Genomic DNA, 22397 nt, shown 5'->3' on the forward strand with positions numbered 1-22397 from the left:
CCGGGTGGGCCGCCGCGCCCGGGCTGGCTGCTGGCCGAGCCGCAGGCCTTGGCGCCCGAGGGCCTGCGCCTGCTGGCCGGGCCCGAGCGGATCGAATCTGGCTGGTGGGATGGCGGCGATGTACGGCGTGACTACTACCTGGTCGAAACCCCGGCTGGCCAGCGCGGCTGGGCCTACCGGCCATTGGGCGAAGGCGGGCCGTTGTGGCTGCAGGGCTGGTTCGCATGAGCGTGGGCTATGCCGAGCTGCACTGCCTGTCGAACTTCACCTTCCAGCGCGGGGCCTCGAGTGCCCGCGAGCTGTTCGAGCGGGCGCACCAGCAGGGCTACCAGGCCCTGGCGATCACCGACGAATGCACCCTGGCCGGTATCGTGCGCGCCTGGCAGGCGGCCAGGGAGACGGGCCTCAAGCTGATCGTCGGCAGCGAGGTGCGGGTGCACGACGGCCCCAGGCTGGTGCTGCTGGTCGAAAACCTGAGCGGCTACCAGCACCTGTGTCGGCTCATCACCCTGGCGCGGCGCCGGGCGAAAAAGGGCGAATACCAGCTGCTGCGCGAAGACTTCGCCGGCCCGCTGCACGGCCTGCTGGCGCTGTGGGTGCCGGACGAGCCGTTGCAGGCCGGCCCCGGCCTGTGGCTGCGCGAGGTGTTCGGCGAGCGCCTGTGGCTGGCGGTGCAACTGCATCGCGGTGCCGACGATCATCAGCGCCTGCAACAACTGCAGGGGTTGGCCGCGAGCCTGAACCTGCGCGCCGTGGCCTGTGGCGACGTGCACATGCATGCGCGTGGGCGGCGCGCGCTGCAGGACTGCATGAGCGCGCTGCGCCATCACAGCACCGTGGCCGGTGCCGGGCAGCACCTGTTCGCCAATGGCGAGCGGCACCTGCGGCCCCTGGCGCAGCTGGCCGAGCTGTACCCGGCCCACCTGCTTGAGGCCACCCTGGAGATTGCCCGGCGCTGCACCTTCGACCTCGGCCAGTTGCGCTATCAGTACCCGCGCGAAGTGGTGCCCGAGGGGTACACGCCGACCGGCTGGCTGCGCACGCTGTGCGAACGCCAGGTGCCGTGGCGCTGGCCGGGGGGAATCGAGCCGGCCGTGCGCCAGACCCTCGAACACGAACTGGCGCTGATCGCCGAGCTGGGCTACGAGAGCTACTTCCTGACCGTCTACGACATCGTTCATTTTGCCCGTGGCCAGGGCATCCTGTGCCAGGGCCGGGGCTCGGCAGCCAACTCGGTGGTGTGCTTCGTGCTGGGCATCACCGAGCTGGACCCGACCCGCACGCACCTGCTGTTCGAGCGCTTTTTATCGCGTGAGCGCGACGAGCCGCCGGACATCGACGTGGACTTCGAGCACGAACGGCGCGAAGAGGTGCTGCAATACGTGTTCAACCGCTATGGCCGCCACCGCGCCGCCCTGACGGCCGTGGCCAGCACCTACCATGCCGCCGGGGCGGTGCGCGACATTGCCCGGGTGCTGGGGCTGCCGCCCGACCAGATCAACGCCCTGGCCGATTGCTGCGGGCGCTGGACCGACCGCATCCCGCCGCCGGAGCGGTTGCGCGAAGCCGGTTTCGACCCCGACAGCCCGCTGCTGCACCGGGTGCTGACCTTGACCGGCGAGCTGATCGGCTTCCCCCGGCACCTGTCGCAGCACCCTGGTGGCTTCGTGATTTCCGAGCAGCCACTGGACACCCTGGTGCCGGTGGAAAACGCCGCCATGGACGAACGCACGGTGATCCAGTGGGACAAGGACGACCTGGACATGGTCGGCCTGCTCAAGGTCGATATCCTGGCCCTGGGCATGCTCAGCGCCTTGCGCCGCTGCTTCGACCTGGTGCGCTACCACCGCGGGCGCGAGCTGACCATCGCGACCCTGCCGCCGGACGATGTCCCCACCTACGACATGATCGGCCGTGCCGATACCGTGGGGGTGTTCCAGATCGAGTCACGGGCGCAGATGGCCATGCTGCCGCGGCTCAAGCCACGCGAGTTCTACGACCTGGTGATCGAGGTGGCCATCGTGCGCCCCGGGCCGATCCAGGGCGACATGGTGCACCCGTACCTGCGCCGGCGTAACAAGCAGGAGCAGGTGACCTACCCGTCGGATGCGCTGAAGAAGGTCTTCGAGCGCACCCTGGGCGTGCCGCTGTTTCAGGAGCAGGTGATGGAGCTGGCCATGGTGGCTGCCGACTATACGGCAGGCGAGGCCGACCAGTTGCGCCGCTCGATGGCCGCCTGGAAACGTCACGGCGGGCTGGAGCCACACCGCGAGCGGCTGACCCGGGGCATGCTGAACAACGGCTACAGCGTCGAGTTCGCCGAGCGCATCTTCGAGCAGATCAAGGGCTTTGGCAGCTACGGGTTCCCCGAGTCCCACGCGGCCAGCTTTGCCTTGCTGACCTACGCCAGTTGCTGGCTCAAGTGCCACGAGCCGGCGATCTTCGCCTGTGCGCTGATCAACAGCTGGCCGATGGGCTTCTACAGCCCGGACCAGATCCTGCAGGACGCGCGCCGCCACCGCATCCAGATTCGCCCGGTGGATGTGCAGCACAGCCAGTGGGACTGCAGCCTGGAGCCGGTGGGCGGCGATGAACTGGCGCTGCGCCTTGGCCTGCGCCAGGTGCGCGGCTTTCGCCAGGACGATGCCCTGCGCCTGGCACAGGCCAGGGCGCAGCGGGCGTTCGGCGATGTGGCCGACCTGTGCCTGCGTGCCGGCCTGGATGCGCGGGCGCGGGCGCTGCTGGCCGATGCCGGGGCCCTGGGCGCCCTGGCCGGGCACCGTTATCAGGCGCGTTGGGAAGTGGCGGCGGTGCAGGCGCAACTGCCGCTGTTCGCCGGGGTGGAGCCGCCCCGTGAAGCGCCGGTGAACCTGCCGGTGCCCAGCGTGGGCGAGGACCTGTTTGCCGACTATGCCAGCGTCGGCACCACATTGGGCCCGCACCCGCTGAGCCTGCTGCGCCGACGCCTGAATGGCCTGGGCTGTCGCAGTTCGCAGGCCCTGGAGGGGGCCGAACACGGCGATGCGGTGAGCGTGGCGGGGCTGGTCACCGGGCGCCAGCGGCCAGGCACTGCCAGCGGCGTGACCTTCGTGACCCTGGAGGATGAGTTCGGCATGGTCAACGTGGTGGTGTGGCGCGAGCTGGCCGAGCGTCAGCGCCGGGTGCTGGTGGGCTCGCAGCTGCTGCGGGTGATGGGTACGCTCGAATGCGCCGACGGCGTGCGCCACCTGATCGCGAAGCGCCTGGAAGACCTCAGCCCGCTGTTGCACGGGCTGGATGTGCGCAGCCGCGACTTTCGCTGATCACACCATCGCCAGGCGCTGCTTGCGGGTGGGCGGCGGGAAGGCGCGGTCGATGGCGCGCAGGTCTTCGCTGCTCAAGGTCAGGCTGGCCGCGGCGGCATTGAGCTGCACATGGCGCTTGTCCACCGCCTTGGGGATCGCGATCACGCCGTCTTCTCGGGTTACCCAGGCCAGTGCCACCTGGGCCGCGGTGGCGCCATGGCGTTCGGCGATCTGGTTGAGGGTCGCGTTTTTGAGCAGGCGTCCGGCCTGGGCCAGCGGGCAGTAGGCCATGGTTGGCAAGTGGCGCTTGTGGCTGTAGGGCAGCAGGTCGAACTCGATGCCGCGCTGCTCGGGGTTGTACAGCACCTGGTTGGTGGCGCAGGCCGGGTTGTCCAGCTCGCGCAGGTCATCGGTATCGAAGTTGGACACGCCCCAGCGCCGGATCTTGCCGGCCTCGCGCAGGCGCTCGAAGGCTTCGACGGTTTCCTCCAGCGGGTACTGGCCGCGCCAGTGCAGCAGGTACAGGTCGATATGGTCGGTGCCCAGGCGCTGCAGGCTGCGCTCGCAGGCGGCGGGGATGCCGCTGCGGCTGGCGTTGTGCGGGTACACCTTGCTGACCACGCAGACCTGCTCGCGACGCCCCTGGATGGCCTGGCCCACCACCTGCTCGGCGCCGCCCTCGGCATACATTTCGGCGGTGTCGATCAACGTCAGGCCCAGGTCGATGCCGTGCTGCAGGGCGGCGACCTCGGCTTTCTGCTGGCCGGGGTCTTCGCCCATGTACCAGGTGCCCTGGCCGATGACGGGTACGGTGGAGTCGCCGAGTTCGAGCGTACGCATGGAAGGCTCCTGCAAAGTGGGGAGGGTGGTCTACTGTCCTTTAGGGTTTTGTGGCGGGTCAAGCCTACCCGCGTCGACATTGATTTGAATAACCAATCAATCCATCAAAAAAACAAAATTAACAAATGAGTGGCCAAGGGCGAAGATGGCCCCAGACGCTCTCCGACGACCCTCGTCGGTTCTACAACTACAAAAGGCGAATCAGCATGGCCGGACTGGACAAGCGCGTAGCGACCTATGAAGAGGCCCTCGAAGGCCTTGCCGACAACATGACCGTACTGGCAGGCGGCTTCGGCCTGTGCGGCATCCCTGAAAACCTCATTGCCGAGATCAAGCGCCGTGGCGTGCGCGGCCTGACCGTGGTGTCCAACAACTGCGGCGTCGATGGCTTCGGCCTGGGCGTGCTGCTCGAAGACCACCAGATCCGCAAGATGGTCGCCTCGTATGTGGGCGAAAACGCCGAGTTCGAGCGTCAGCTGCTCAGCGGCGAACTGGAAGTGGAACTTACCCCGCAAGGCACCCTGGCCGAGAAGATGCGCGCCGGCGGCGCCGGCATCCCGGCCTTCTTCACCGCCACCGGCTACGGCACCCCGGTGGCCGAAGGCAAGGAAGTGCGCGAATTCAACGGGCGCAAGTACATCCTCGAAGAAGCCATCACCGGTGACTTCGCCATCGTCAAGGGCTGGAAGGCCGACCACTACGGCAACGTGGTGTACCGCAACACCGCGCAGAACTTCAACCCGCTGGCCGCCACCGCCGGCAAGATCACCGTGGTGGAGGTCGAGGAGATCGTCGAGCCAGGCGTGCTGCTGCCTACCGAGATCCATACCCCGGGCATCTACGTCGACCGGGTCATCGTCGGCACGTTCGAGAAGCGTATCGAAAAACGCACCGTCAAAGCCTGACCCGACCCCGCGCAGAACAACAAAGAGAACCTGAGCATGGCACTTACCCGCGAACAAATGGCACAACGTGTAGCCCGTGAACTCAAGGACGGCTACTACGTCAACCTTGGCATCGGCATCCCGACCCTGGTGGCCAACTACGTCCCGGCGGATATGGACGTGATGCTGCAATCGGAGAACGGCCTGCTGGGCATGGGGGAATTCCCCACCGAAGCGCAGCTGGACGCCGACATGATCAACGCCGGCAAGCAGACCGTGACCGCCCGCACCGGCGCGTCGATCTTCAACTCGGCCGAGTCCTTCGCGATGATCCGTGGCGGTCACGTCGACCTCACTGTGCTGGGGGCGTTCGAGGTGGACGTGGAGGGCAACATCGCCTCCTGGATGATCCCGGGCAAACTGGTCAAGGGCATGGGCGGGGCGATGGACCTGGTGGCTGGTGCCGAGAACATCATCGTCACCATGACCCATGCCTCCAAGGACGGCGAGTCCAAGCTGCTGTCGCGCTGCAGCCTGCCGCTGACCGGTGCCGGCTGCATCCGCAAGGTGCTGACCGACCTGGCCTATCTTGAGATCGAGAATGGCGCGTTCATCCTGCGCGAGACAGCGCCGGGGGTGAGCGTGGAAGAGATCGTCGCCAAGACCGCCGGCAAGCTGATCGTGGCCGATGATGTGAAAGAGATGACGTTCTAGGCTGATAACCGCCTTGCCTGTGCTGGCCTCTTCGCCGGCAAGGCCGGCTCCTGCAGGGAACCACGCATTCCTGTGCAGGAGCCGGCCTTGCCGGCGAAGGGGCCTTCAGCCGTTCAAAAAAAATCAATAAGAAGGAAAATCCCGTGGCCGCCGAACTCCAAGACAGCCGCTCCGCCCGCTTTGCCCTGCGTTGCTCCAACTGGGCCGAACGCTGGTTCCCCGACTCCTGGGTGTTCGCCGCCCTGGCCGTGGTGCTGGTGTCACTGGCCGCCCTGGCCATGGGCGCCAAACCCCTCGATACCGCCACCGCCTTCGGTGACGGGTTCTGGAGCCTGATCCCCTTCACCATGCAGATGGCCTTCGTGGTCATCGGCGGCTATGTGGTGGCCAGCTCGCCGCCGGCGGTGAAACTCATCGACCGCCTGGCGCGCATTCCGAAGAACGGCCGTTCGGCCGTGTGCTGGGTGGCGCTGATCTCGATGGTCGCCTCGCTGCTCAACTGGGGCCTGTCGCTGGTGTTCGGCGGCCTGCTGGTACGCGCCCTGGCGCGCCGTACCGACCTGAAGATGGACTACCGCGCCGCCGGTGCCGCCGCCTACCTGGGCCTGGGCGCCGTATGGGCGCTGGGCCTGTCCTCGTCGGCCGCGCAGCTGCAAGCCAACCCGGCCAGCCTGCCGCCGTCGATCCTGGCGATCACCGGGGTGATCCCGTTCACCGAAACCATCTTCCTCTGGCAGTCGGGCGTGATGCTGGCGGCGCTGGTCATCGTGTCGCTGATCGTGGCCTACGCCACTGCACCCGGCCCGCAGAGTGCCCGCGATGCCCAGGCCTGTGGCATCGACCCCAGCTTCAGCGCACCACCACCGGCACAGCGCACGCGCCCGGGTGAATGGCTGGAATACAGCCCGGTGCTGACCCTGCTGCTGGTGGCCCTGGCGGCTGGCTGGCTGTACCACGAGTTCTCGACCAAGCCGGCCATCACCGCGATCTCGGGGCTCAATACCTACAACTTTCTGTTCATCATGCTCGGCGCCTTGCTGCACTGGCGCCCGCGCAGCTTCCTGGATGCGGTGGGCCGTGCGGTGCCGACCACCACCGGGGTACTGATCCAGTTCCCGCTGTACGGCTCGATCGCGGCCATCCTCACCCAGGTCAAGGGCGTGGACGCGCAAACCCTGGCGCACCATATCTCCACCTTCTTCGTGCAGATCGCCTCGCATGACACCTACGCCTTGCTGATGGGCGTGTACTCCGCGGTGCTGGGCTTCTTCATTCCCTCCGGTGGCGGCAAGTGGATCATCGAGGCGCCCTACGTGATGCTGGTGGCCAACGACCTGCAGTACCACCTGGGCTGGGCGGTGCAGATCTACAACGCCGCCGAGGCGCTGCCTAACCTGATCAACCCGTTCTACATGCTGCCGCTGCTGGGCGTGCTGGGGCTCAAGGCGCGCGACCTGATCGGCTTCTCGTTCGTGCAGTTGCTGGTGCACGTGCCGCTGGTGCTGTTCTTGCTCTGGGCGCTGGGCACCACGTTGCAGTACACGCCACCTGTGATGCCGTAGCGCATCCGGCGGGTAAAAAAGGCGATCTTCGGATCGCCTTTTTCATGCCTAAATTAAATCGATAAGCATTCGTATTAAGGGTGATCCGATGATGTCCCGCTGTGTATTTCTAAACGGAATTTCCCGTCGTAAAACAAGGAGAAGGCCGCGATGTTCGCGCCGATTACCCGTTCCATGACGTTGACACTGGGCCTGTACGGCACCGCCTGCAGCGCCGTCGCACTGGCTGACAACGAACCCCTGCCCGACGCCGCCCCCCAGGCGCTGGAGCTGGGTTCGACCAACGTGAGTGCCCAGCGCCTGGGCAGCACCACCGAAAACACCGGGGCCTACACCACCGGCAGCATGAGCACCGCAACCCGCCTGAACCTGTCGATCAAGGACACCCCGCAGTCGATGTCGGTGCTGACCCGCCAGCAGCTGGACGACTTCCAGCTCGACAACCTCTCCGAAGCCATGGGCCAGGTGACGGGCGTGGTGGTGCAGCGCAACGACTCCGAGCGCCCCACCTACAACTCGCGCGGCTATGCCATCGACAACTTCCAGATCGACGGCATGCTCAACACCTTCGCGGGGCTCAAGTCCGACTCGGACACCATCATCTACGACCGCATCGAAGTGGTGCGTGGCGCCACCGGGCTGACCACCGGCGCCGGCGACCCGTCGGGCACCATCAACATGATGCGCAAGCGCCCCACCCATGAACTGGCGGTGAAAACCGGCCTGCGTGGCGGCAGCTACGACAACTACTACAGCTATGTCGACGTGGGCGGGCCGCTGGCCTTCGACGGCCGTCTGCGCGGGCGCAGCGTGCTGGCCTACCGCGATGCCCATTCGTTTCGCGACCGCTACCAGACCCAGCGCGAGGTGGCCTACGGCATTCTCGAGGGCGACCTGAGCGACGACACCGTGCTGGCGGTGGGGTACGACTACCAGAACAAGCATGTACAGGGTGCCTCGTGGGGCACCGTGCCGTACTGGAACGCCTCCGGTGGCAAGGCCAAGCTGCCGCGTTCGAACAACATCTCGGCGCCGTGGAGTTCATGGCCGCTCAAGGACGAGACCGTGTTCGCCACCCTCGACCAGCGCCTGGGCGGCGACTGGCACCTCAAGGCCGCCTACACCTACCGCCAGAGCGAAACCGACGGCAAGGTGTACTTCGGTGGCCAGGGCTTCCCCGAGGCCGACCGCAGCGGCATGAATGCCTGGGTCAGCCACTTCATCGGCGACGAGAAAATGAGCGCCGCCGACCTCAACCTGGGCGGGCCCTTTGCGCTGCTGGGGCGCGAGCACGAATTCATGATCGGCTATGGCGAGTCGCAGCGGCGCAACAGCGCGCCGCTCAAGCGGCCCCTGGACCTGCCGCCCGGCTACACGACCATCCCCGACTGGAAGTACCTGGGCGGGGTAGACAAGTTCGCCGATACCGTGACCAACCTGGATGGTTCGCGCGATACCACGCAGCAGAAGGCCGGCTATGTCGCCACCCGGCTGAACGTGACCGATGCACTGCACCTGGTGCTGGGCAGCCGCTACGGCAGCTGGAAGGTCACGGGGCGCTCATGGGCATTCGATGCGGCGGGGCAGGTGGTGGAGAACCCGCGCTCCAGCCGCACCCACAATGACGTGTGGACACCCTATGCGGGCGTTCTGTACGACATCACCGACCACTACACCGTGTACGCCAGCTACACCGACATCTTCAAGCCGCAGAACTACAAGGATGTCGACGACAAGTACCTGGAACCGGTGGTGGGCAGCAACTACGAGGTGGGCCTGAAGGGCAGCCTGCTGGACGAGCGCCTGAACCTGTCGACGGCGGTGTTTCGCAGCAAGCAGGACAACGTGGCCGAGGTGGACGATTCCATTCCGGTAGGGCCCAACGGCGAGCAGTATTACAAGTCCGGCGGCAAGGGCAATACCGTGGAGGGCTTCGAGGCAGAGGTCGCTGGCGAGGTGATGGCGGGGTGGAACATGACCCTGGGCTACAGCTACACCCACTCGCTGGATGCCGAGCACAAGCGGCGCAACACCACCCAGCCGTTGAACATGGTGCGCTGGAACAGCACCTACAGGGTGATGGACAGGTTGACCGTGGGTGGGTCGGTGGATTGGCAGAGCGACATCTACCGCAGCGGCAATCGTCCGGTGGGGCGAGGCAGCGATGGCCGGATCATCACGGCGCCGGCTGACATTCGCCAGCGGTCCTACACGGTGGTGGGGTTGATGTCCCGTTACGAGTTCGACGAACACCTGTCGGCGTCCTTGAACGTGAAGAACCTGCTGGATACCAGGTACTACAACAACGTGGGGTTCTACAACGGGGTGTACTGGGGTGATCCGCGCACGCTGACGGTGAGCCTGGATTGGCGGTTGTAGCGCCCTGAAGCCGAGCCAACAGGGCTGGCGATGCATGCCCTGTTGGCCGTGGCGATACCGTGCGCCGAGGCCGTGAGAAGGCCTTACCCCATCTGTTCGAGCAACCCGCGCAACCGCTCACGCCCGGTTTCATCCAGCCCGAACACCGGCCTGCGCGGCTCGCCCACCTCCAGACCGGTCAATGCCAACCCTGCCTTCACCGTCGCCGGCAAGCCGCCCTTGAGGATGAACTCCAGCAATGGCAACTGCCGGTAGAACAGCGCCCGCGCCGCCTCAAGGTCGTTACCCAGCACGGCCTGGTACAGCTGCTGGTTGAGCGCCGGAATCAGGTTGGCTGCCGCCGTGCACCAGCCCGTGGCACCGGCCACGAACGCTTCCAGGGCCAACGGGTTGCAGCCGTTGTAGAACGGCACCTGGCCTTCGCCCAACTGCTGCAGCTTGTGCATGCGCTGGATGTCGCCGGTACTCTCCTTGACCATGGTCACGTTCTCGACCTGGCGCACGATGCGCATGATCAGCTCCACCGACAGGTCGGTGCCGCTGGTGGCCGGGTTGTTGTAGAGCATGATCGGCACGCCGATGCAGTCGCCGATGCTCTGGTAGTGCTGCAGGATCTCGGCCTCGCTCAGCTTCCAGTAGGCCGCCGGCAATACCATCACCGCATCTGCCCCATGGGCCTCGGCAAAGCGCGCACGGCGCATGGCGCTGGCGGTGGTCAGGTCCGAGACGCTGACAATGGTCGGTACCCGCCCGCCAATGTGCGCCAGGCTGAACTCGGCCACCTGGTCCCACTCGCGGTCGCTCAGGTAGGCGCCTTCGCCCGTGCTGCCCAGGGGCGCGATGGCCTGTACGCCACCTTCGATCAGCCGATCGATGGAGCGGCCCAGGGCCGCCAGGTCGAGTTGGGTGCCGTCGGCGCTGAACGGGGTGATGGTGTAGCCGATGATGCCGTGAAAAGTCGTGGACATGAAAAACACTCCGCAGAAAACAGGTTCAGTTCAGGCAATCGGCATGCTGACGCAGGCACTGCCGGGCATAGTAGGCGAACGCCGCGCCGTGGCGCTTGGGGCGGGCGATCCAGTCGTGCGCTTCGCGTCCCAGCACCGGCTCGATGGGCTTGATCTGGCCGGCTGACATCGCCAGCAACTGCAGGCGCGCCGCGCGCTCGATCAACTGCGCGATCACACAGGCTTCCTCGATGCTGGCGCCGGTCGACAGCTGGCCGTGGTGCGAGAGCAGGATGGCGCGCTTGTCGCCCAGCGCCGCGCTGATCAGCTCGCCTTCCTCGTTGCCCACCGGCACCCCGGGCCAGCCTTCGAGAAACGCGCAGTCCTCGTACAGCGGGCAGAGGTCCATGTGCGACACCTGCAACGGTACCTCGAGCATCGACAACGCGGCGATGTGGGTCGGGTGGGTGTGGATGATGCAGTTCACATCCGGGCGTGCGCGGTACACCCAGCTGTGAAAGCGATTGGCCGGGTTGGGCATGCCGCTGCCTTCGAGCACCTCCAGGTCCTCGTTGACCAATAGCAGGTTGCTGGCGGTGATTTCATCGAAGCCCAGCCCCAGTTGCTGGGTGTAGAAGGTGCCCGGTTGCGGGCCGCGGGCACTGATCTGCCCGGCCAGGCCGGAGTCGTGGCCGTTGTCGAACAGGATTCGGCAGGTCAGCGCCAGCTTTTCACGCACAGTCCACGTATTATCGGCAAGCGAGCCCTGCATCTGTTCCAGGGCCTGCTTGACCAGTTGGTCCTTGGGGAGTGCTAATGTCTTGGCCATTGGGGTTTCCTCGGTGGCGGATCGGACGTCAGGGCTGGCCCGCCCCGGTTGCTTGGAAGGTGAGCGGGGCGGTCAACCTGATGACACAAACAAGGCTATATGACACAAAGTGTCATTGGCAAGGGAAAGGTTGCCCATTGCACCGGGAATAGCGGCGTTAAATGTCTATCCGATTGAAAGTATTAAGAAAAAAACTTGGGCTGACGCTTGAGACGCTGGCCGAGAAAACGGCCATGACCAAGAGCTACCTGTCCAAGGTGGAGCGGGGTCTGAACACGCCTTCGATTGCGGCGGCGCTGAAACTGGCGCGGGCGTTGAACGTGAACGTGGAAGAACTGTTCGCCGAAGACCAGCCTGCGCAGGCGCGCTACAGCCTGGTACGCCGGGGTGAACGCCAGGCGTTGTCCGGCAGCGCCGAAGGGCCGGGCTACGCGGTGCTGGCCCAGCATATCGGCCAGCGCAGCCTGCTGCCGTTCATCATCTGCCCGCCGGCGGACTTCAGCGACTCGACGTTCAAGGAGCACCTTGGCGAAGAGTTCCTGTTCGTGCACGAAGGGCAGGTGGAAGTGGACTTCATGCACGAGCGGGTGTTGCTCGAGCGCGGCGATGCGCTGCACTTCAATGCCCAGACACCGCACCGGCTACGCTCGGTCGGGGCGGTGCAGGCGCAGTTGCTGGTGGTGGTGCACGACGCCGATTCGCCGGTTTAACCGGGCTGTCGAATGAACGCCACCGGCACGTGGGCCGTCAGCCATACGCCATTGTCGGCCTGGAAGAACGTCAGGCCCTGGGCGTGCATTGCCGCTGCATCGATGTGCAGCAGTACCGGTGAGCCGTAACGCTGGCCGACCGCAATGGCCGTGGCAGGGTCGTGGGACAGGTGCACGTGGTGACGGTTGCCGGCGATCAGGCCCTGTTGGGCAATCGAGTCGAGAAAGCGCGTTGCCGTACCGTGGTACAGCTCGGCAGGCGGCGCCTTGGGCGCGTACTGGAGCTCGACCGTCGCTGTCGAGTGCCCCTGTACGGCGCGAATCCTGCGGCCATCGTCCGACAGGCCGAAGCGTTTCTTGTCGCTGCTGGCCACCACTGCCTGCAGGTGCGCCAGGTCCAGCGCGCGGCCCTGGCGAGCGGCGCCGGCAATCAGTGCATCGACATCGCCCCAGCCTTCGCTGTCCAGTTGCAGATCGATGGATTCGGGGGCGTGACGCAGCACGTAGCTGAGAAATTTGCTGGTTTCGGTGAAGTGCTTGCTGCTCATGCGGGTCTTCCTTGAACGGTCTGCGCGGCAGCTTATCAGGGCGCGCAAGCGGCGACGAGCGGTGCGCAAGGGGCAGTGGCACGCCTTGAAGCCTGATAGAGTGCGCGTTGTTCCACTGCCCACAGGCCCGCACGCGATGACCACCACCTCGTATTTCTGGCGTGACCCGGCGTTGCCCTTCATCGAGGCGCGCGGGGTCGCAGACGGTCGCAAGGTCTGCTATGCGCGCCATTCCCATGCCGGGTTCTCCATCGGTGCGATCACTGCCGGGCGCAGCTCCTACCTCAGCGGGCACACCTGGCGCGAGGTCGAGACCGGCACGGTGGTGATGATGAACCCCGGTGTGGTGCATGCCTGCAACCCGATCGCCGACCAGCCGTGGTCGTACCTGATGCTTTACGTGGACATGCCGTGGCTGACCCGGCTTGGCTTCGAACCGGTCGCTGCCACCCTGAGTACCGCCCCGGCCCTGTTCGAGGCCCTGTTGCAGTTGTACGACGTGCTCATCGACAACCAGCGTGGCGCGGCGTGCAAGGCGGCGGCTGCCGAAGCGTTCTTCGGCGACCTGCGCCAGCAGCTGGAGGCAGCGCCACCACCGCTGGCCAGGCCGGATGCGCGCCTGGAGCGGGCGGCGGCATTCATTCGCGCACATTGCACCGAACCGCTCAAGCTCGAAGACATCAGCCAGGCGGCCGGCTTGTCCACCTCGTATCTGATCCGCACCTTCAAGCAGCATTACGGCCTGACCCCGCACGGCTTTGTGCTGGACTGCCGCGTGCAGTACGCCCGCGCCCAGTTGCGCCAGGGCCGGCTGATCGCCGAGGTGGCGCTGGAGGCCGGGTTTGCCGACCAGGCGCATCTGCAACGGGCATTCAAGCAGCACCTGGCTGCGACGCCCGGGCATTACCGCTCAGCCTAGGCGCTGTACGAAAAGCCTTGATACTCGGTGATGCTGGGTTGAAAACAGCCTGACCTTCGTCTTATTCATACAGACCCCTGCATCAGGTACAGCGCACTCAGCACCAGCAGGGCGGCCAGGCTGCGATTGAACAGGCGCAGGCGCCGCGGGTTGTCGAGGTAGCTGCGGATCAGGCTGCCGGCCAGCGCCCAGCTGCCCAGCGAGAGGTAGCAGATCACCAGGTAGATCAGGCTGAACTGGCCCAGCAGGGCGGTTTCGCCCTGGCCCACGAAGGCGCCGATGCCCGCCACGCAGGCCAGCCAGGCCTTGGGGTTGAGCCATTGCATGGCAGCGCCGCGCAGCAGGCTGGGTGCGTGGGTATCACGCCCTTCACCGAGCGCGCCGTCGTCGCGGGCCAGTTTCCATGCCATGTACAGCAGAAACAGCACCCCGGCCCAGTGCAGGGCAACGGCAAGGCCTGGCCAGTGGCGCAGCACCTCGTGCAGGCCCAGGCCGATCAGTACCAGCAGCAGTATGAACCCCAGGGTGGCGCCGGTAACGTGGCGCATGGCCGGGCGCAAGCCATGCCGTGCGCCGGCGCCCAGGGCAACGATGTTGACCGGGCCAGGGGAAATGGAGGCGGCCAGGGCGAAGGCGGCCATGGAAAGGCTGAGGCTCATGCGGCAGATCCTTGAGGGGGAGGGTGCAGCGAGGGTAGGCGGGAAGGTCGGTGGGGTATTGAAGGAAATTGCCCTGTGCCGCAGCGGGTGTTTTGCCACAGATTGAAATAATTTCACGCTGTGAGAAAAGTCAGCTGAAATTGTAGGATCACCGTCCCTAATTGACCCAAGGTTGATATGACTTCGTTCTCGGAGCCTCCCAGTACCCGGCCGTCCTGGCCATCCTCCCTTTCCCGTCCCCGTGACGTTTCCCGCCTGAGTACCTGCCCATGGAATGGCTAGCCGACCCCACGGCCTGGCTGGGCCTTGCCACGCTGATCGTGCTCGAGCTGGTACTGGGTATCGACAACCTGGTGTTCATCGCGATTCTCGCCGACAAGCTGCCGCCCCATCAGCGCGACCGCGCGCGGGTGATCGGCCTGTCGCTGGCGCTGATCATGCGCCTGGGCCTGCTGGCCAGCATCTCGTGGATGGTGACGCTGACCGCGCCGCTGTTCGAGGTGTTCGACAAGAGCTTCTCGGGCCGTGACCTGATCATGCTGTTCGGCGGTGTGTTCCTGCTGTTCAAGGCCACCATGGAGTTGCACGAGCGTCTCGAAGGGCATGTCGCCCACCATCAGGGCCCGGCGCGCCATTCGGCGTTCTGGCCGATCGTGGCGCAGATCGTGGTACTCGATGCAGTGTTCTCGCTGGACGCGGTGATTACCGCCGTGGGCATGGTCGAGCACCTGTCGATCATGATGATCGCGGTGATCTTCTCCATCGGCATCATGATCGTCGCGAGCAAGCCGCTGACCCGCTTCGTCAACGCCCACCCCACGGTGATCATGCTGTGCCTGGGCTTTCTGATGATGATCGGCTTCAGCCTCACCGCCGAGGGCCTGGGCTTTCATATACCCAAGGGGTACCTGTACGCGGCAATCGGCTTCTCGATCCTGATCGAGCTGTTCAACCAGCTGGCCCGCGCCCGGCGCAAGCGCAGCCTGCAACAGCACCGGCCATTGCGCGAGCGCACCGCCCACGCGGTGATGCGCATGCTGGGTGGGCGCCGGTTGCAGGCCGACGAGGTGGGTGAGGACATCGCCGACCTGGTCGAGGATGGCGATGAACAGGTGCTGTTCGACCGCCGCGAACGGGTGATGATCAGCGGCGTGCTGAACCTGGCCGAACGCCCCATCAGAACGCTGATGACGGTGCGCGCCAAAGTCGACTTCATCGACCTGGCACAACCGCCGGAGGCGATCCGTACCGCGCTGATGCATTCGTCCTACTCGCGCCTGCCGCTGATTCGCCAGGGGCGGGTGGAGGAGCCGCTGGGCTTCGTGCACAAGAAGGAGCTGCTCAGGGAGCTGCTGGCCGGTCACGAGCCGGACCTGGAGCGCCTGGCGCGCACGCCGCTGAACCTGCTGGAGAGTTTCAGCATCCTCAACGCGCTGGAGCAGATGCGCAGCCAGTCGACCCACATCGCCTTCGTGGTCAACGAATTCGGCGACTTCACCGGCGTGCTGACCATGACCGATATCCTCGAGTCCATCGCCGGCGAGCTGCCCGATGCCAGTGAAGTCGAAGGGCCGGGCATCGTGCAGGCGCCGGACGGCTACCTGGTCAACGGCGCGCTGAACCTGCGCCAGATCCAGGCGCAGATCGGCTTTGCGGCCAAGCCCACCGAGGACTACCAGACCCTCGCCGGCCTGGTCATGAGCCTGCTCGACCGCCTGCCGCGGGTGGGCGATCAACTGACCTGGGGCGACTGGCTGATGACCGTCGAGGCCGTGCAGGAGCGCCGGGTGCGGCAGGTACGGCTTACACCGAACGCCGCCGCTGACGCAGCAGGTGCCTGACCCCCTCGAGCACCAGCACCACCACTGCCAGCCAGATCGGCAGGTAGGTCAGCCACTGATCCTGGGCGATGCTCTCGCCCAGGATCAGGGCCACCGCCACCAGCAGCACCGGTTCCACATAGCTGAGCAGGCCGAACAGGCTGAACGCCAGCAGACGGCTGGCCATCACGTAGGTGACCAGCGCCAGGGCGCTGATCACGCCCAGGATCGGGATCAGCACATAGAGCTGCGGGTGGGCCAGCAGGTCGGCTGCGCTCAGCGGGCCCTGCACGATGAAGTACACCGAGGGCGGCATCATCAGGCACATGTCGGCCCACAGCCCGCCCAGGTGATCGGTGCGCAACTTGCGCCGCAAGATGAAGTAGAACGGGTAGCCGCCGGCCACCAGCAGGGTTTCCCAGGCGAACGAGCCATGGCGTATCAGTTCATGCCCCACCCCCACCACGGCGCAGGCCACGGCGACCTTCTGCAGGCGTGACAGGCGCTCGCCATACACCACCCGCCCGGTCAGCACCATGGTCAGCGGCAGCAGGAAGTACCCCAGCGACACCTCCATGCTGCGCCCGTGCAGCGGTGCCCACAGGAACACCCACAGCTGCAGCCCCATCAATGTCGAGGTACCCACCAGCCCCAGCAACAGCAGCGGGTTGCGCCGGATGCGCTGCAGTACGCCGATTGCCAGTGGCCAGTCCTTGGACAGCAGCATGAACAGCGTGATGCACGGCAGGGTCAGCAGCATGCGCCAACCGAAGATCTCCTCGCCGTCGAGGGGGGTGAGCAGGGAGGTGTAGTAGTACATCAGGGCGAACAGACACGACGCCATGACCGATGAAACGATGCCTCTGGACAAGGGGGCCTCGGGAGCACGAAGGGGTAGGGAAGTGGTGAGCGCGCATGATCTCAGGGGCGCGTCACCTGGGCAACCGGCTGTGTGCCCAATGCAGCCACGAACTCGGCCAACGGCATCGGCCGGGCGAACAGGTAGCCCTGCTGGAAGTCCACCCGGTGCCGGGCCAGGTAGTCGCGCTGGGCGATGGTCTCCACGCCCTCGGCGACAATGCCCAGGCCCAGCTTGCCCGACAGCTCGATGATGCTGTCCAGGATATGCAGCGACAGGGCATCGACGCCGATCATGGCCACGAAGCTCTGGTCGATCTTCAGGTAGTCGACCTTGAACTGGCGCAGGTAGCCCAGGCTCGACTGGCCGGTGCCGAAGTCATCGATGGCGATCATCACCCCCAGGGCCTGCAGCCTTGCGAACAGCTGCTCGGTGGTGTCGCTGGGTACCACCAGCTTGCGCTCGGTCAGTTCCAGGGTCAGGATCACCCGGCCAGGCGGGAAGGCGGCGAGAAAATCGCGGCAGTCGTCATACAGGGCCATGTCCTGGCAGTGATCGGCAGTGATGTTGATGCCCACATGAAAGCCGTCGCCAAAGGTCTGGGCGTGGGGCGCCAGGCCTTCGGCCACGCGCTGCATCAGGCGCCGGGTCATGGGCACGATCTGGCCGCTGTGCTCGGCATAGGGAATGAACAGGTCTGGGCGCACCATGCCTTCGCGCGGGTGCTGCCAGCGCATCAGCACCTCGGCGCCGGCCCAGCGGTAGTCACCCTCGCGCACCACCGGCTGGAAGTACGGGATGAACTCGTCGGCCTCCAGTGCCCGTTGCAGCTCCACCCGTGGCGAACTGGCCCTGCGCAGCTGCCAGCGGCAGGCCGCGCCGGCCATCACGCCCAGCAGGGTCACCAGGCCGAACAGCCCCGGGTACTCGGCGCGCATCAGGCGCCAGGGCTCGCCAGCGGCATAACCGCTGTGCACCGAAAAACGATAGCGCTGCGAGGCCTGCTGCGTCGGCGCCACGGCAAACACCGGGGGCGGCCCCTGGTGCACCACGCCGTCTTCGCCCATCCAGTTGGGGCCTACCTGCAGCACCAGGGTGGTGCCCTGGTCGAGCAGCTCCAGGGCGCTGCTCAGGTGGTCGCCATCGACGGTGGTGATGGCGCCGTCGTTGCCCTTGCTGAGCCGGTAGGCCAGCAGTGCATGGCCGGGCGTCACCGAGTTGCCGTTCATCAACCACAGGCTGCCATCGACATAGTCCTTGGCATCCACCGGCTCGCTGAAGTTGCCAAACAGCGAACTGCAGTACAGGTCATTGTCACGAAACAGGTTGCTGGAGCGTACGAACGAGCCGCGTGTCACCTGTTCGCGCAGCGCCAGCGTGGCCTCTGCGCAGGGTTGGCGGGTCAGGGGCAGCAGGGCCTGGGCGGCGCCGGCGATGTTGTCGAGGATGCGATCGAAGTGCCCGGTGACCAGGGCGGCCGTGTTCACGGCCCTGGCCTCGAGCTCACGCTGTGCCTGCCAGTGCATGATCAGCACGCCGGACACCACCGGTATCGCCCCCACCAGCCATGGCAGCAGGGCTCGCAGGGTCCAGCGACCGGGGCGTTTTTTCGTGAGGGGCATGGTGTCTACCTGTGCGGGATGAGCGCGGATGATTTCAAGGGCAGGGTTTCCCTGGTACCCCTGAGCGCACAGCATAGCCGTTCATCGGCCCGTATACAGCTGAGGCGTCAGCCTGATGTACTGCAGGGGAGGCTGCCGCTGTCGGCAGGCCCGGGCACTAAAGTACTTACAATTTTTCTTACGCCCTGTAGAATCGCGTTACGCATACAATAATAAGGTCCTTCGCCACTGGAGGATCAGACGGCCGAGAATAGGTCCCATATGAAGTGTCATGGGTTCAAACTGATTTATGGTGACTACCTCGCCCGCAGTGTGAGGGGCATCTCCTGCGCGCCGCCACGTTCGCTCCACATCGACAGCAAGCTACCCCTGTGATTTGAACGCTTTGATGATGAGGAAACGAACATGGCAGATATCTTCGAAAACCCGATGGGCCTGATGGGCTTCGAGTTCATTGAACTGGCCGCACCTGTCCCGGGTACCCTGGAGCCGATCTTCCAGATCATGGGCTTCACCAAGGTCGCCAGCCACCGCTCCAAGGACGTGCACCTGTACCGTCAGGGCGGCATCAACCTGATCCTGAACAACGAACCCAAGAGCGTGGCGTCCTACTTTGCCGCCGAGCATGGTCCGTCGGTGTGCGGCATGGCCTTCCGTGTGCGCAATGCCCATGAAGCCTATGCCCGTGCCCTGGAGCTGGGTGCCCAGCCGGTCGAGATCGAGACCGGGCCGATGGAACTGCGCCTGCCGGCGATCAAGGGTATCGGCGGCGCGCCGCTGTACCTGATCGACCGTTTCGAGGAAGGCAGCTCGATCTACGACATCGACTTCAAGTGGATCGAAGGCGTGGACCGCAACCCGGTCGGCGCCGGCCTCAAGATCATCGACCACCTGACCCACAACGTGTATCGCGGGCGCATGGCCTACTGGGCCGGCTTCTACGAGAAGCTGTTCAACTTCCGCGAGATCCGCTACTTCGACATCAAGGGTGAGTACACCGGCCTGACCTCCAAGGCCATGACCGCCCCCGACGCGATGATCCGTATCCCGCTGAACGAGGAGTCCTCCAAGGGCGCCGGCCAGATCGAAGAGTTCCTGATGCAGTTCAACGGCGAGGGCATCCAGCACGTCGCCTTCCTCACCGACGACCTGATCAAGAGCTGGGACGCGCTGAAAAAGCTCGGCATGCGTTTCATGACCGCGCCGCCGGACACCTACTACGAAATGCTCGAAGGCCGTCTGCCGAACCACGGCGAGCCGGTGGGCGAGCTGCAGTCGCGGGGCATTCTGCTGGACGGCTCGTCCGAGGCGGGCGACAAGCGCCTGCTGCTGCAGATCTTCTCCGAAACCCTGATGGGCCCGGTGTTCTTCGAGTTCATCCAGCGCAAGGGTGACGACGGCTTCGGCGAGGGCAACTTCAAGGCCCTGTTCGAATCCATCGAGCGCGACCAGGTTCGCCGCGGTGTACTGACCGCCGAATAAACGCGGCGCGTATGCAAAAAGGCCATCGAGCATGCCTCGATGGCCTTTTTTTGTGCCTGCGCCGGCCTCAACCGTAACGACGCACCGATGGCGCGCGGCGGTTGCGAAACAGCGTCCAGTACACCGCTGCCGAGGTCATGACGCCCACCAGCAGCAACGACGGGATGATGGCCTGGGCGTTGGACAGCATCGCCTGCCAGATATGGCCGTCCGGGTAGCCGCCATGGATGGTGTACCCGTAACTGGCGGACAGCACGCGGACATGCTGTTCGGAGTGATCGGGCAGCACGTCGTCGAAGGTGCTGCCCTCGCTCCACAGGTAATCGTCACCGAACTGCAGCACCAGGTTGGCGCTGGCCTTTACCCGCTGCATCGTGGCTTGCAGGGTCTTGGCGTCGACCAGGGCCAGCACGCCGAGCGGGTACTCCTGCAGGCGGTAATACAGGATGGCCGAGTCCGGGGTCACATCGTTGCCCGGCTCCAGGCGCAGGCGCTGGTTGAAGAAGCTGCCCGGGTCGACCAGCAGCTGGTATTCGCCGTGCACCGTGCTGCAGTAGGCACGGTTCTCGCGCACCAGCACCAGCGAGCGCAGCTCGGGGCGCATCACCACTTCGGTACGCAGGCTGGGCAGGGCCCGCGGGCAGGGGAAGTCCGCCAGGTTGAGCACCTTGTTGCTGGCATTGTGCAGCGAGTCGAGGATGCGATCGATGTCCTGCTGGGTGTGCTGGATCGAGACCAGGGTCGACTCGGCCAGCATCTTTTCCACCTGCCAGCTCATGATCAACAGGCCGCACCCCACAGGGGTCAGGCCGATCAACAGGATGACCAGCAGTTCCAGCAGCACACGGCCAGCGCGAAATTTGTGACGGGGCATGATTCACCTATGTTGACAGAGCGGGCCGCAGGGGCGCGCGGGCATCTTGAGCGGATGCCGTTCAGCATAAGTGAGGGGCGTAGTTTGCCCTTGTAAGACGCGACGACATTGGCCGTGCTATTCGTCGACGCTCCGGGGGGCTAGCCTGCCTTCGATGCGGCCAGTACTGCCAGCACCTGGCGTGCGACAGCGGCCGAGGAGGCGGGGTTCTGCCCGGTGATCAGGCGCCCCTCGCGCTGGTCGCGCACCACGTATTCCTGCCAGGGGTCCTCGGCCTTGCTGTACAGGCCACCGCGCGCGGCCAGTTCGTTCTCGGTCAGAAACGGCACCACCTTGTCCAGTTCGACCAGTTGTTCCTCGACGTTGGAGAACCCGGTAACCTCGCGGTCCTTGAGCAGCAGGGTGTTGTCACTGAGCTTGATGTTGAGCAGGCCGACCGCGCCATGGCACACCGAGGCCACCACGCCGCCGGCCTCGAAGATCTGGCGCGCCAGGCCCTGCAATGCCGTGTTGTCGGGGAAGTCCCAGATCACCCCGTGGCCGCCGGTGAAATAGATCGCGTGGTAGTCCTGCGCCTTGACCTGGTCAGGGGCCAGGGTGGCGCCCAGGCGGTTCATGAACGCCTTGTCGTCGTACCACTGCCAATCCAGGTCCGGGGCCATGCTCAGGCTGTGCGGGTCGATCGGCACGTAGCCGCCGGCGGGGCTCACATAGTCCACCTTGTAGCCGGCCTTCTCGATCACCGCAACGAAGTGCACGGCTTCGCCCAGCCACAGCCCGGTGGCGCGCTTGAGGCTCGGATACCTGGCGGTATTGGTCAGCACTACCAGTACTTTCTTGCTCATTGCAGCGTTCCTCTGGTGATCGGGCGCGGGGAGGGGTGGGGCGAAGCAAACCTATAGAGCATAGTCGCGGCCGCAAAACCCGCCATCGCCCAGGGCGTTGTGCTAGTTTCCACCCATACAGCCGCTGTCACAGGAGTCACCGTCATCATGTCCACACACACCGATCCGTTCATGCAGGCCGCCATCGACGAAGCGCGGAAGAGCCTGGCAGAAGGTGGCATTCCCATCGGCTCGGTGATCGTGCACCAGGGCAGGATCATCGGACGCGGCCACAACCGCCGGGTGCAACAGGGCAGCGCGATACTGCATGGTGAAATGAGCGCGCTCGAAGATGCCGGGCGCCAGCCGGCCAGCGTGTACGCCGACGCCACCCTCTATACCACCCTGTCACCCTGCGCCATGTGCAGCGGCGCCATCCTGCTGTACGGCATCAAGCAGGTGGTGATCGGCGAGCACCACACCTTCCTGGGCGAGGAGGACCTGCTGCAGAGCCGTGGCGTGAACCTGCAGGTGCTGCATGACGCCACCTGCACCGGCCTGATGCGCAGATTCATCGAGGACCACCCCCAGCTCTGGAACGAAGATATCGGCGAGCAGTCCGAGCCTTGAGCCCCAAGGAA

The 22397-nt window shown here is 65.4% G+C and carries 18 protein-coding genes and 2 pseudogenes; 11 read left to right on the forward strand and 9 right to left on the reverse strand.

What is annotated here, in order from left to right:
* Together DN387_RS22030 and DN387_RS22035 are read left to right on the forward strand one after the other, a co-directional pair.
* A pseudogene (locus tag DN387_RS22030) lies at positions 1-228 on the forward strand (DNA polymerase Y family protein); the annotation flags it as partial.
* On the forward strand, positions 204-3302 hold the full coding sequence (locus tag DN387_RS22035; protein WP_218186780.1) for an error-prone DNA polymerase: 3099 nt from the start codon (positions 204-206) through the stop codon (positions 3300-3302). The pseudogene DN387_RS22030 and the gene DN387_RS22035, both read left to right, overlap by 25 nt.
* On the opposite strand, the gene DN387_RS22040 is transcribed toward DN387_RS22035, so the two are convergent.
* Complete coding sequence (locus tag DN387_RS22040; protein WP_054915388.1) at positions 3303-4124, reverse strand: aldo/keto reductase; 822 nt, start codon at positions 4122-4124, stop codon at positions 3303-3305.
* A gap of 206 nt (positions 4125-4330) precedes the next feature.
* Here DN387_RS22040 and DN387_RS22045 point away from each other — a divergent pair, with 206 nt between their 5' ends.
* The 4 genes from DN387_RS22045 to DN387_RS22060 all read left to right on the forward strand — a co-directional run bounded on the left by DN387_RS22045 (position 4331) and on the right by DN387_RS22060 (position 9663).
* Entirely contained in the window at positions 4331-5029 is a 699-nt protein-coding gene (locus DN387_RS22045) for a CoA transferase subunit A (RefSeq protein WP_043862941.1), read from the forward strand.
* A 36-nt stretch (positions 5030-5065) separates the two neighbouring features.
* The gene (locus DN387_RS22050; RefSeq protein WP_054915387.1) at positions 5066-5722 is read left to right on the forward strand and encodes a CoA transferase subunit B; all 657 of its coding nucleotides are present in this window, start codon (positions 5066-5068) and stop codon (positions 5720-5722) included.
* 143 nt (positions 5723-5865) lie between these two features.
* Positions 5866-7284, forward strand: a complete 1419-nt coding sequence (locus tag DN387_RS22055) for a short-chain fatty acid transporter (protein ID WP_043862939.1) — start codon at positions 5866-5868, stop codon at positions 7282-7284.
* A gap of 150 nt (positions 7285-7434) precedes the next feature.
* A complete protein-coding gene (locus DN387_RS22060; RefSeq protein WP_054915386.1) occupies positions 7435-9663 on the forward strand; it encodes a TonB-dependent siderophore receptor in 2229 nt (742 codons plus the stop codon).
* A gap of 83 nt (positions 9664-9746) precedes the next feature.
* On the opposite strand, the gene DN387_RS22065 is transcribed toward DN387_RS22060, so the two are convergent.
* Positions 9747-10631: a dihydrodipicolinate synthase family protein gene (locus DN387_RS22065; protein ID WP_054915385.1), complete on the reverse strand. Its 885-nt coding sequence runs from the start codon at positions 10629-10631 to the stop codon at positions 9747-9749.
* Between the two features lie 25 nt (positions 10632-10656).
* Positions 10657-11439: an aldolase gene (locus tag DN387_RS22070; protein ID WP_043862936.1), complete on the reverse strand. Its 783-nt coding sequence runs from the start codon at positions 11437-11439 to the stop codon at positions 10657-10659.
* A 161-nt stretch (positions 11440-11600) separates the two neighbouring features.
* Here DN387_RS22070 and DN387_RS22075 point away from each other — a divergent pair, with 161 nt between their 5' ends.
* Positions 11601-12149 carry a helix-turn-helix domain-containing protein gene (locus DN387_RS22075; protein WP_043862935.1) on the forward strand — a complete coding sequence of 183 codons (549 nt, stop codon included), beginning with the start codon at positions 11601-11603 and terminating at the stop codon, positions 12147-12149.
* Here the strand turns inward: DN387_RS22075 and DN387_RS22080 are convergent.
* Positions 12146-12697 (reverse strand): RNA 2'-phosphotransferase, encoded by a 552-nt coding sequence (locus DN387_RS22080; RefSeq protein ID WP_054915384.1) that lies wholly within the window; start codon positions 12695-12697, stop codon positions 12146-12148. The two genes, DN387_RS22075 and DN387_RS22080, sit on opposite strands and share 4 nt — an antisense overlap.
* A gap of 136 nt (positions 12698-12833) precedes the next feature.
* Between DN387_RS22080 and DN387_RS22085 the strand changes: the two genes are divergently transcribed.
* Entirely contained in the window at positions 12834-13616 is a 783-nt protein-coding gene (locus DN387_RS22085) for an AraC family transcriptional regulator (protein ID WP_054915383.1), read from the forward strand.
* 65 nt (positions 13617-13681) lie between these two features.
* Here DN387_RS22085 and DN387_RS22090 read toward each other — a convergent pair whose 3' ends face one another.
* Entirely contained in the window at positions 13682-14275 is a 594-nt protein-coding gene (locus DN387_RS22090; RefSeq protein ID WP_054915382.1) for a LysE family translocator, read from the reverse strand.
* Between the two features lie 269 nt (positions 14276-14544).
* On the opposite strand from DN387_RS22090, the gene DN387_RS22095 reads away from it, so the two are divergent.
* Positions 14545-16116: a TerC family protein gene (locus DN387_RS22095; RefSeq protein WP_043862931.1), complete on the forward strand. Its 1572-nt coding sequence runs from the start codon at positions 14545-14547 to the stop codon at positions 16114-16116.
* On the opposite strand, the gene rarD is transcribed toward DN387_RS22095, so the two are convergent.
* A complete protein-coding gene (gene rarD, locus DN387_RS22100; protein ID WP_054915381.1) occupies positions 16079-16966 on the reverse strand; it encodes an EamA family transporter RarD in 888 nt (295 codons plus the stop codon). The genes DN387_RS22095 and rarD overlap by 38 nt on opposite strands.
* Positions 16967-17027: 61 nt before the next feature.
* Positions 17028-18576: pseudogene (locus tag DN387_RS22105) on the reverse strand (EAL domain-containing protein).
* Positions 18577-18981: 405 nt separating this feature from the next.
* Here DN387_RS22105 and hppD point away from each other — a divergent pair.
* On the forward strand, positions 18982-20058 hold the full coding sequence (gene hppD, locus DN387_RS22110) for a 4-hydroxyphenylpyruvate dioxygenase (protein WP_054915379.1): 1077 nt from the start codon (positions 18982-18984) through the stop codon (positions 20056-20058).
* A 67-nt stretch (positions 20059-20125) separates the two neighbouring features.
* Here the strand turns inward: hppD and DN387_RS22115 are convergent, their stop codons facing one another.
* Positions 20126-20932, reverse strand: coding sequence for a CSS-motif domain-containing protein (locus tag DN387_RS22115; RefSeq protein WP_043862927.1), 807 nt, complete (start codon positions 20930-20932; stop codon positions 20126-20128).
* A 140-nt stretch (positions 20933-21072) separates the two neighbouring features.
* Complete coding sequence (locus DN387_RS22120; RefSeq protein WP_043862926.1) at positions 21073-21777, reverse strand: type 1 glutamine amidotransferase domain-containing protein; 705 nt, start codon at positions 21775-21777, stop codon at positions 21073-21075.
* Between the two features lie 147 nt (positions 21778-21924).
* On the opposite strand from DN387_RS22120, the gene DN387_RS22125 reads away from it, so the two are divergent.
* Positions 21925-22386 (forward strand): nucleoside deaminase, encoded by a 462-nt coding sequence (locus DN387_RS22125; protein ID WP_229589252.1) that lies wholly within the window; start codon positions 21925-21927, stop codon positions 22384-22386.
* Positions 22387-22397 lie beyond the last annotated feature (11 nt).

It is taken from the genome of Pseudomonas sp. FBF18, from assembly GCF_024261405.1.
In the GTDB taxonomy this organism is placed as follows: domain Bacteria; phylum Pseudomonadota; class Gammaproteobacteria; order Pseudomonadales; family Pseudomonadaceae; genus Aquipseudomonas; species Aquipseudomonas palmensis.

Bases quoted from the DNA above. Each gene is read 5' to 3' on its own strand.
- DN387_RS22045 (WP_043862941.1), top strand. From the start codon at position 4,331: ATGGCCGGACTGGACAAGCGCGTAGCGACCTATGAAGAGGCCCTCGAA.
- DN387_RS22095 (WP_043862931.1), top strand. From the start codon at position 14,545: ATGGAATGGCTAGCCGACCCCACGGCCTGGCTGGGCCTTGCCACGCTG.
- DN387_RS22075 (WP_043862935.1), top strand. From the start codon at position 11,601: ATGTCTATCCGATTGAAAGTATTAAGAAAAAAACTTGGGCTGACGCTT.
- DN387_RS22115 (WP_043862927.1), bottom strand. From the start codon at position 20,932: ATGCCCCGTCACAAATTTCGCGCTGGCCGTGTGCTGCTGGAACTGCTG.
- DN387_RS22080 (WP_054915384.1), bottom strand. From the start codon at position 12,697: ATGAGCAGCAAGCACTTCACCGAAACCAGCAAATTTCTCAGCTACGTG.
- DN387_RS22090 (WP_054915382.1), bottom strand. From the start codon at position 14,275: ATGAGCCTCAGCCTTTCCATGGCCGCCTTCGCCCTGGCCGCCTCCATT.
- DN387_RS22050 (WP_054915387.1), top strand. From the start codon at position 5,066: ATGGCACTTACCCGCGAACAAATGGCACAACGTGTAGCCCGTGAACTC.
- DN387_RS22070 (WP_043862936.1), bottom strand. From the start codon at position 11,439: ATGGCCAAGACATTAGCACTCCCCAAGGACCAACTGGTCAAGCAGGCC.
- DN387_RS22065 (WP_054915385.1), bottom strand. From the start codon at position 10,631: ATGTCCACGACTTTTCACGGCATCATCGGCTACACCATCACCCCGTTC.
- DN387_RS22120 (WP_043862926.1), bottom strand. From the start codon at position 21,777: ATGAGCAAGAAAGTACTGGTAGTGCTGACCAATACCGCCAGGTATCCG.
- DN387_RS22125 (WP_229589252.1), top strand. From the start codon at position 21,925: ATGTCCACACACACCGATCCGTTCATGCAGGCCGCCATCGACGAAGCG.
- DN387_RS22040 (WP_054915388.1), bottom strand. From the start codon at position 4,124: ATGCGTACGCTCGAACTCGGCGACTCCACCGTACCCGTCATCGGCCAG.
- DN387_RS22060 (WP_054915386.1), top strand. From the start codon at position 7,435: ATGTTCGCGCCGATTACCCGTTCCATGACGTTGACACTGGGCCTGTAC.
- hppD (WP_054915379.1), top strand. From the start codon at position 18,982: ATGGCAGATATCTTCGAAAACCCGATGGGCCTGATGGGCTTCGAGTTC.
- DN387_RS22085 (WP_054915383.1), top strand. From the start codon at position 12,834: ATGACCACCACCTCGTATTTCTGGCGTGACCCGGCGTTGCCCTTCATC.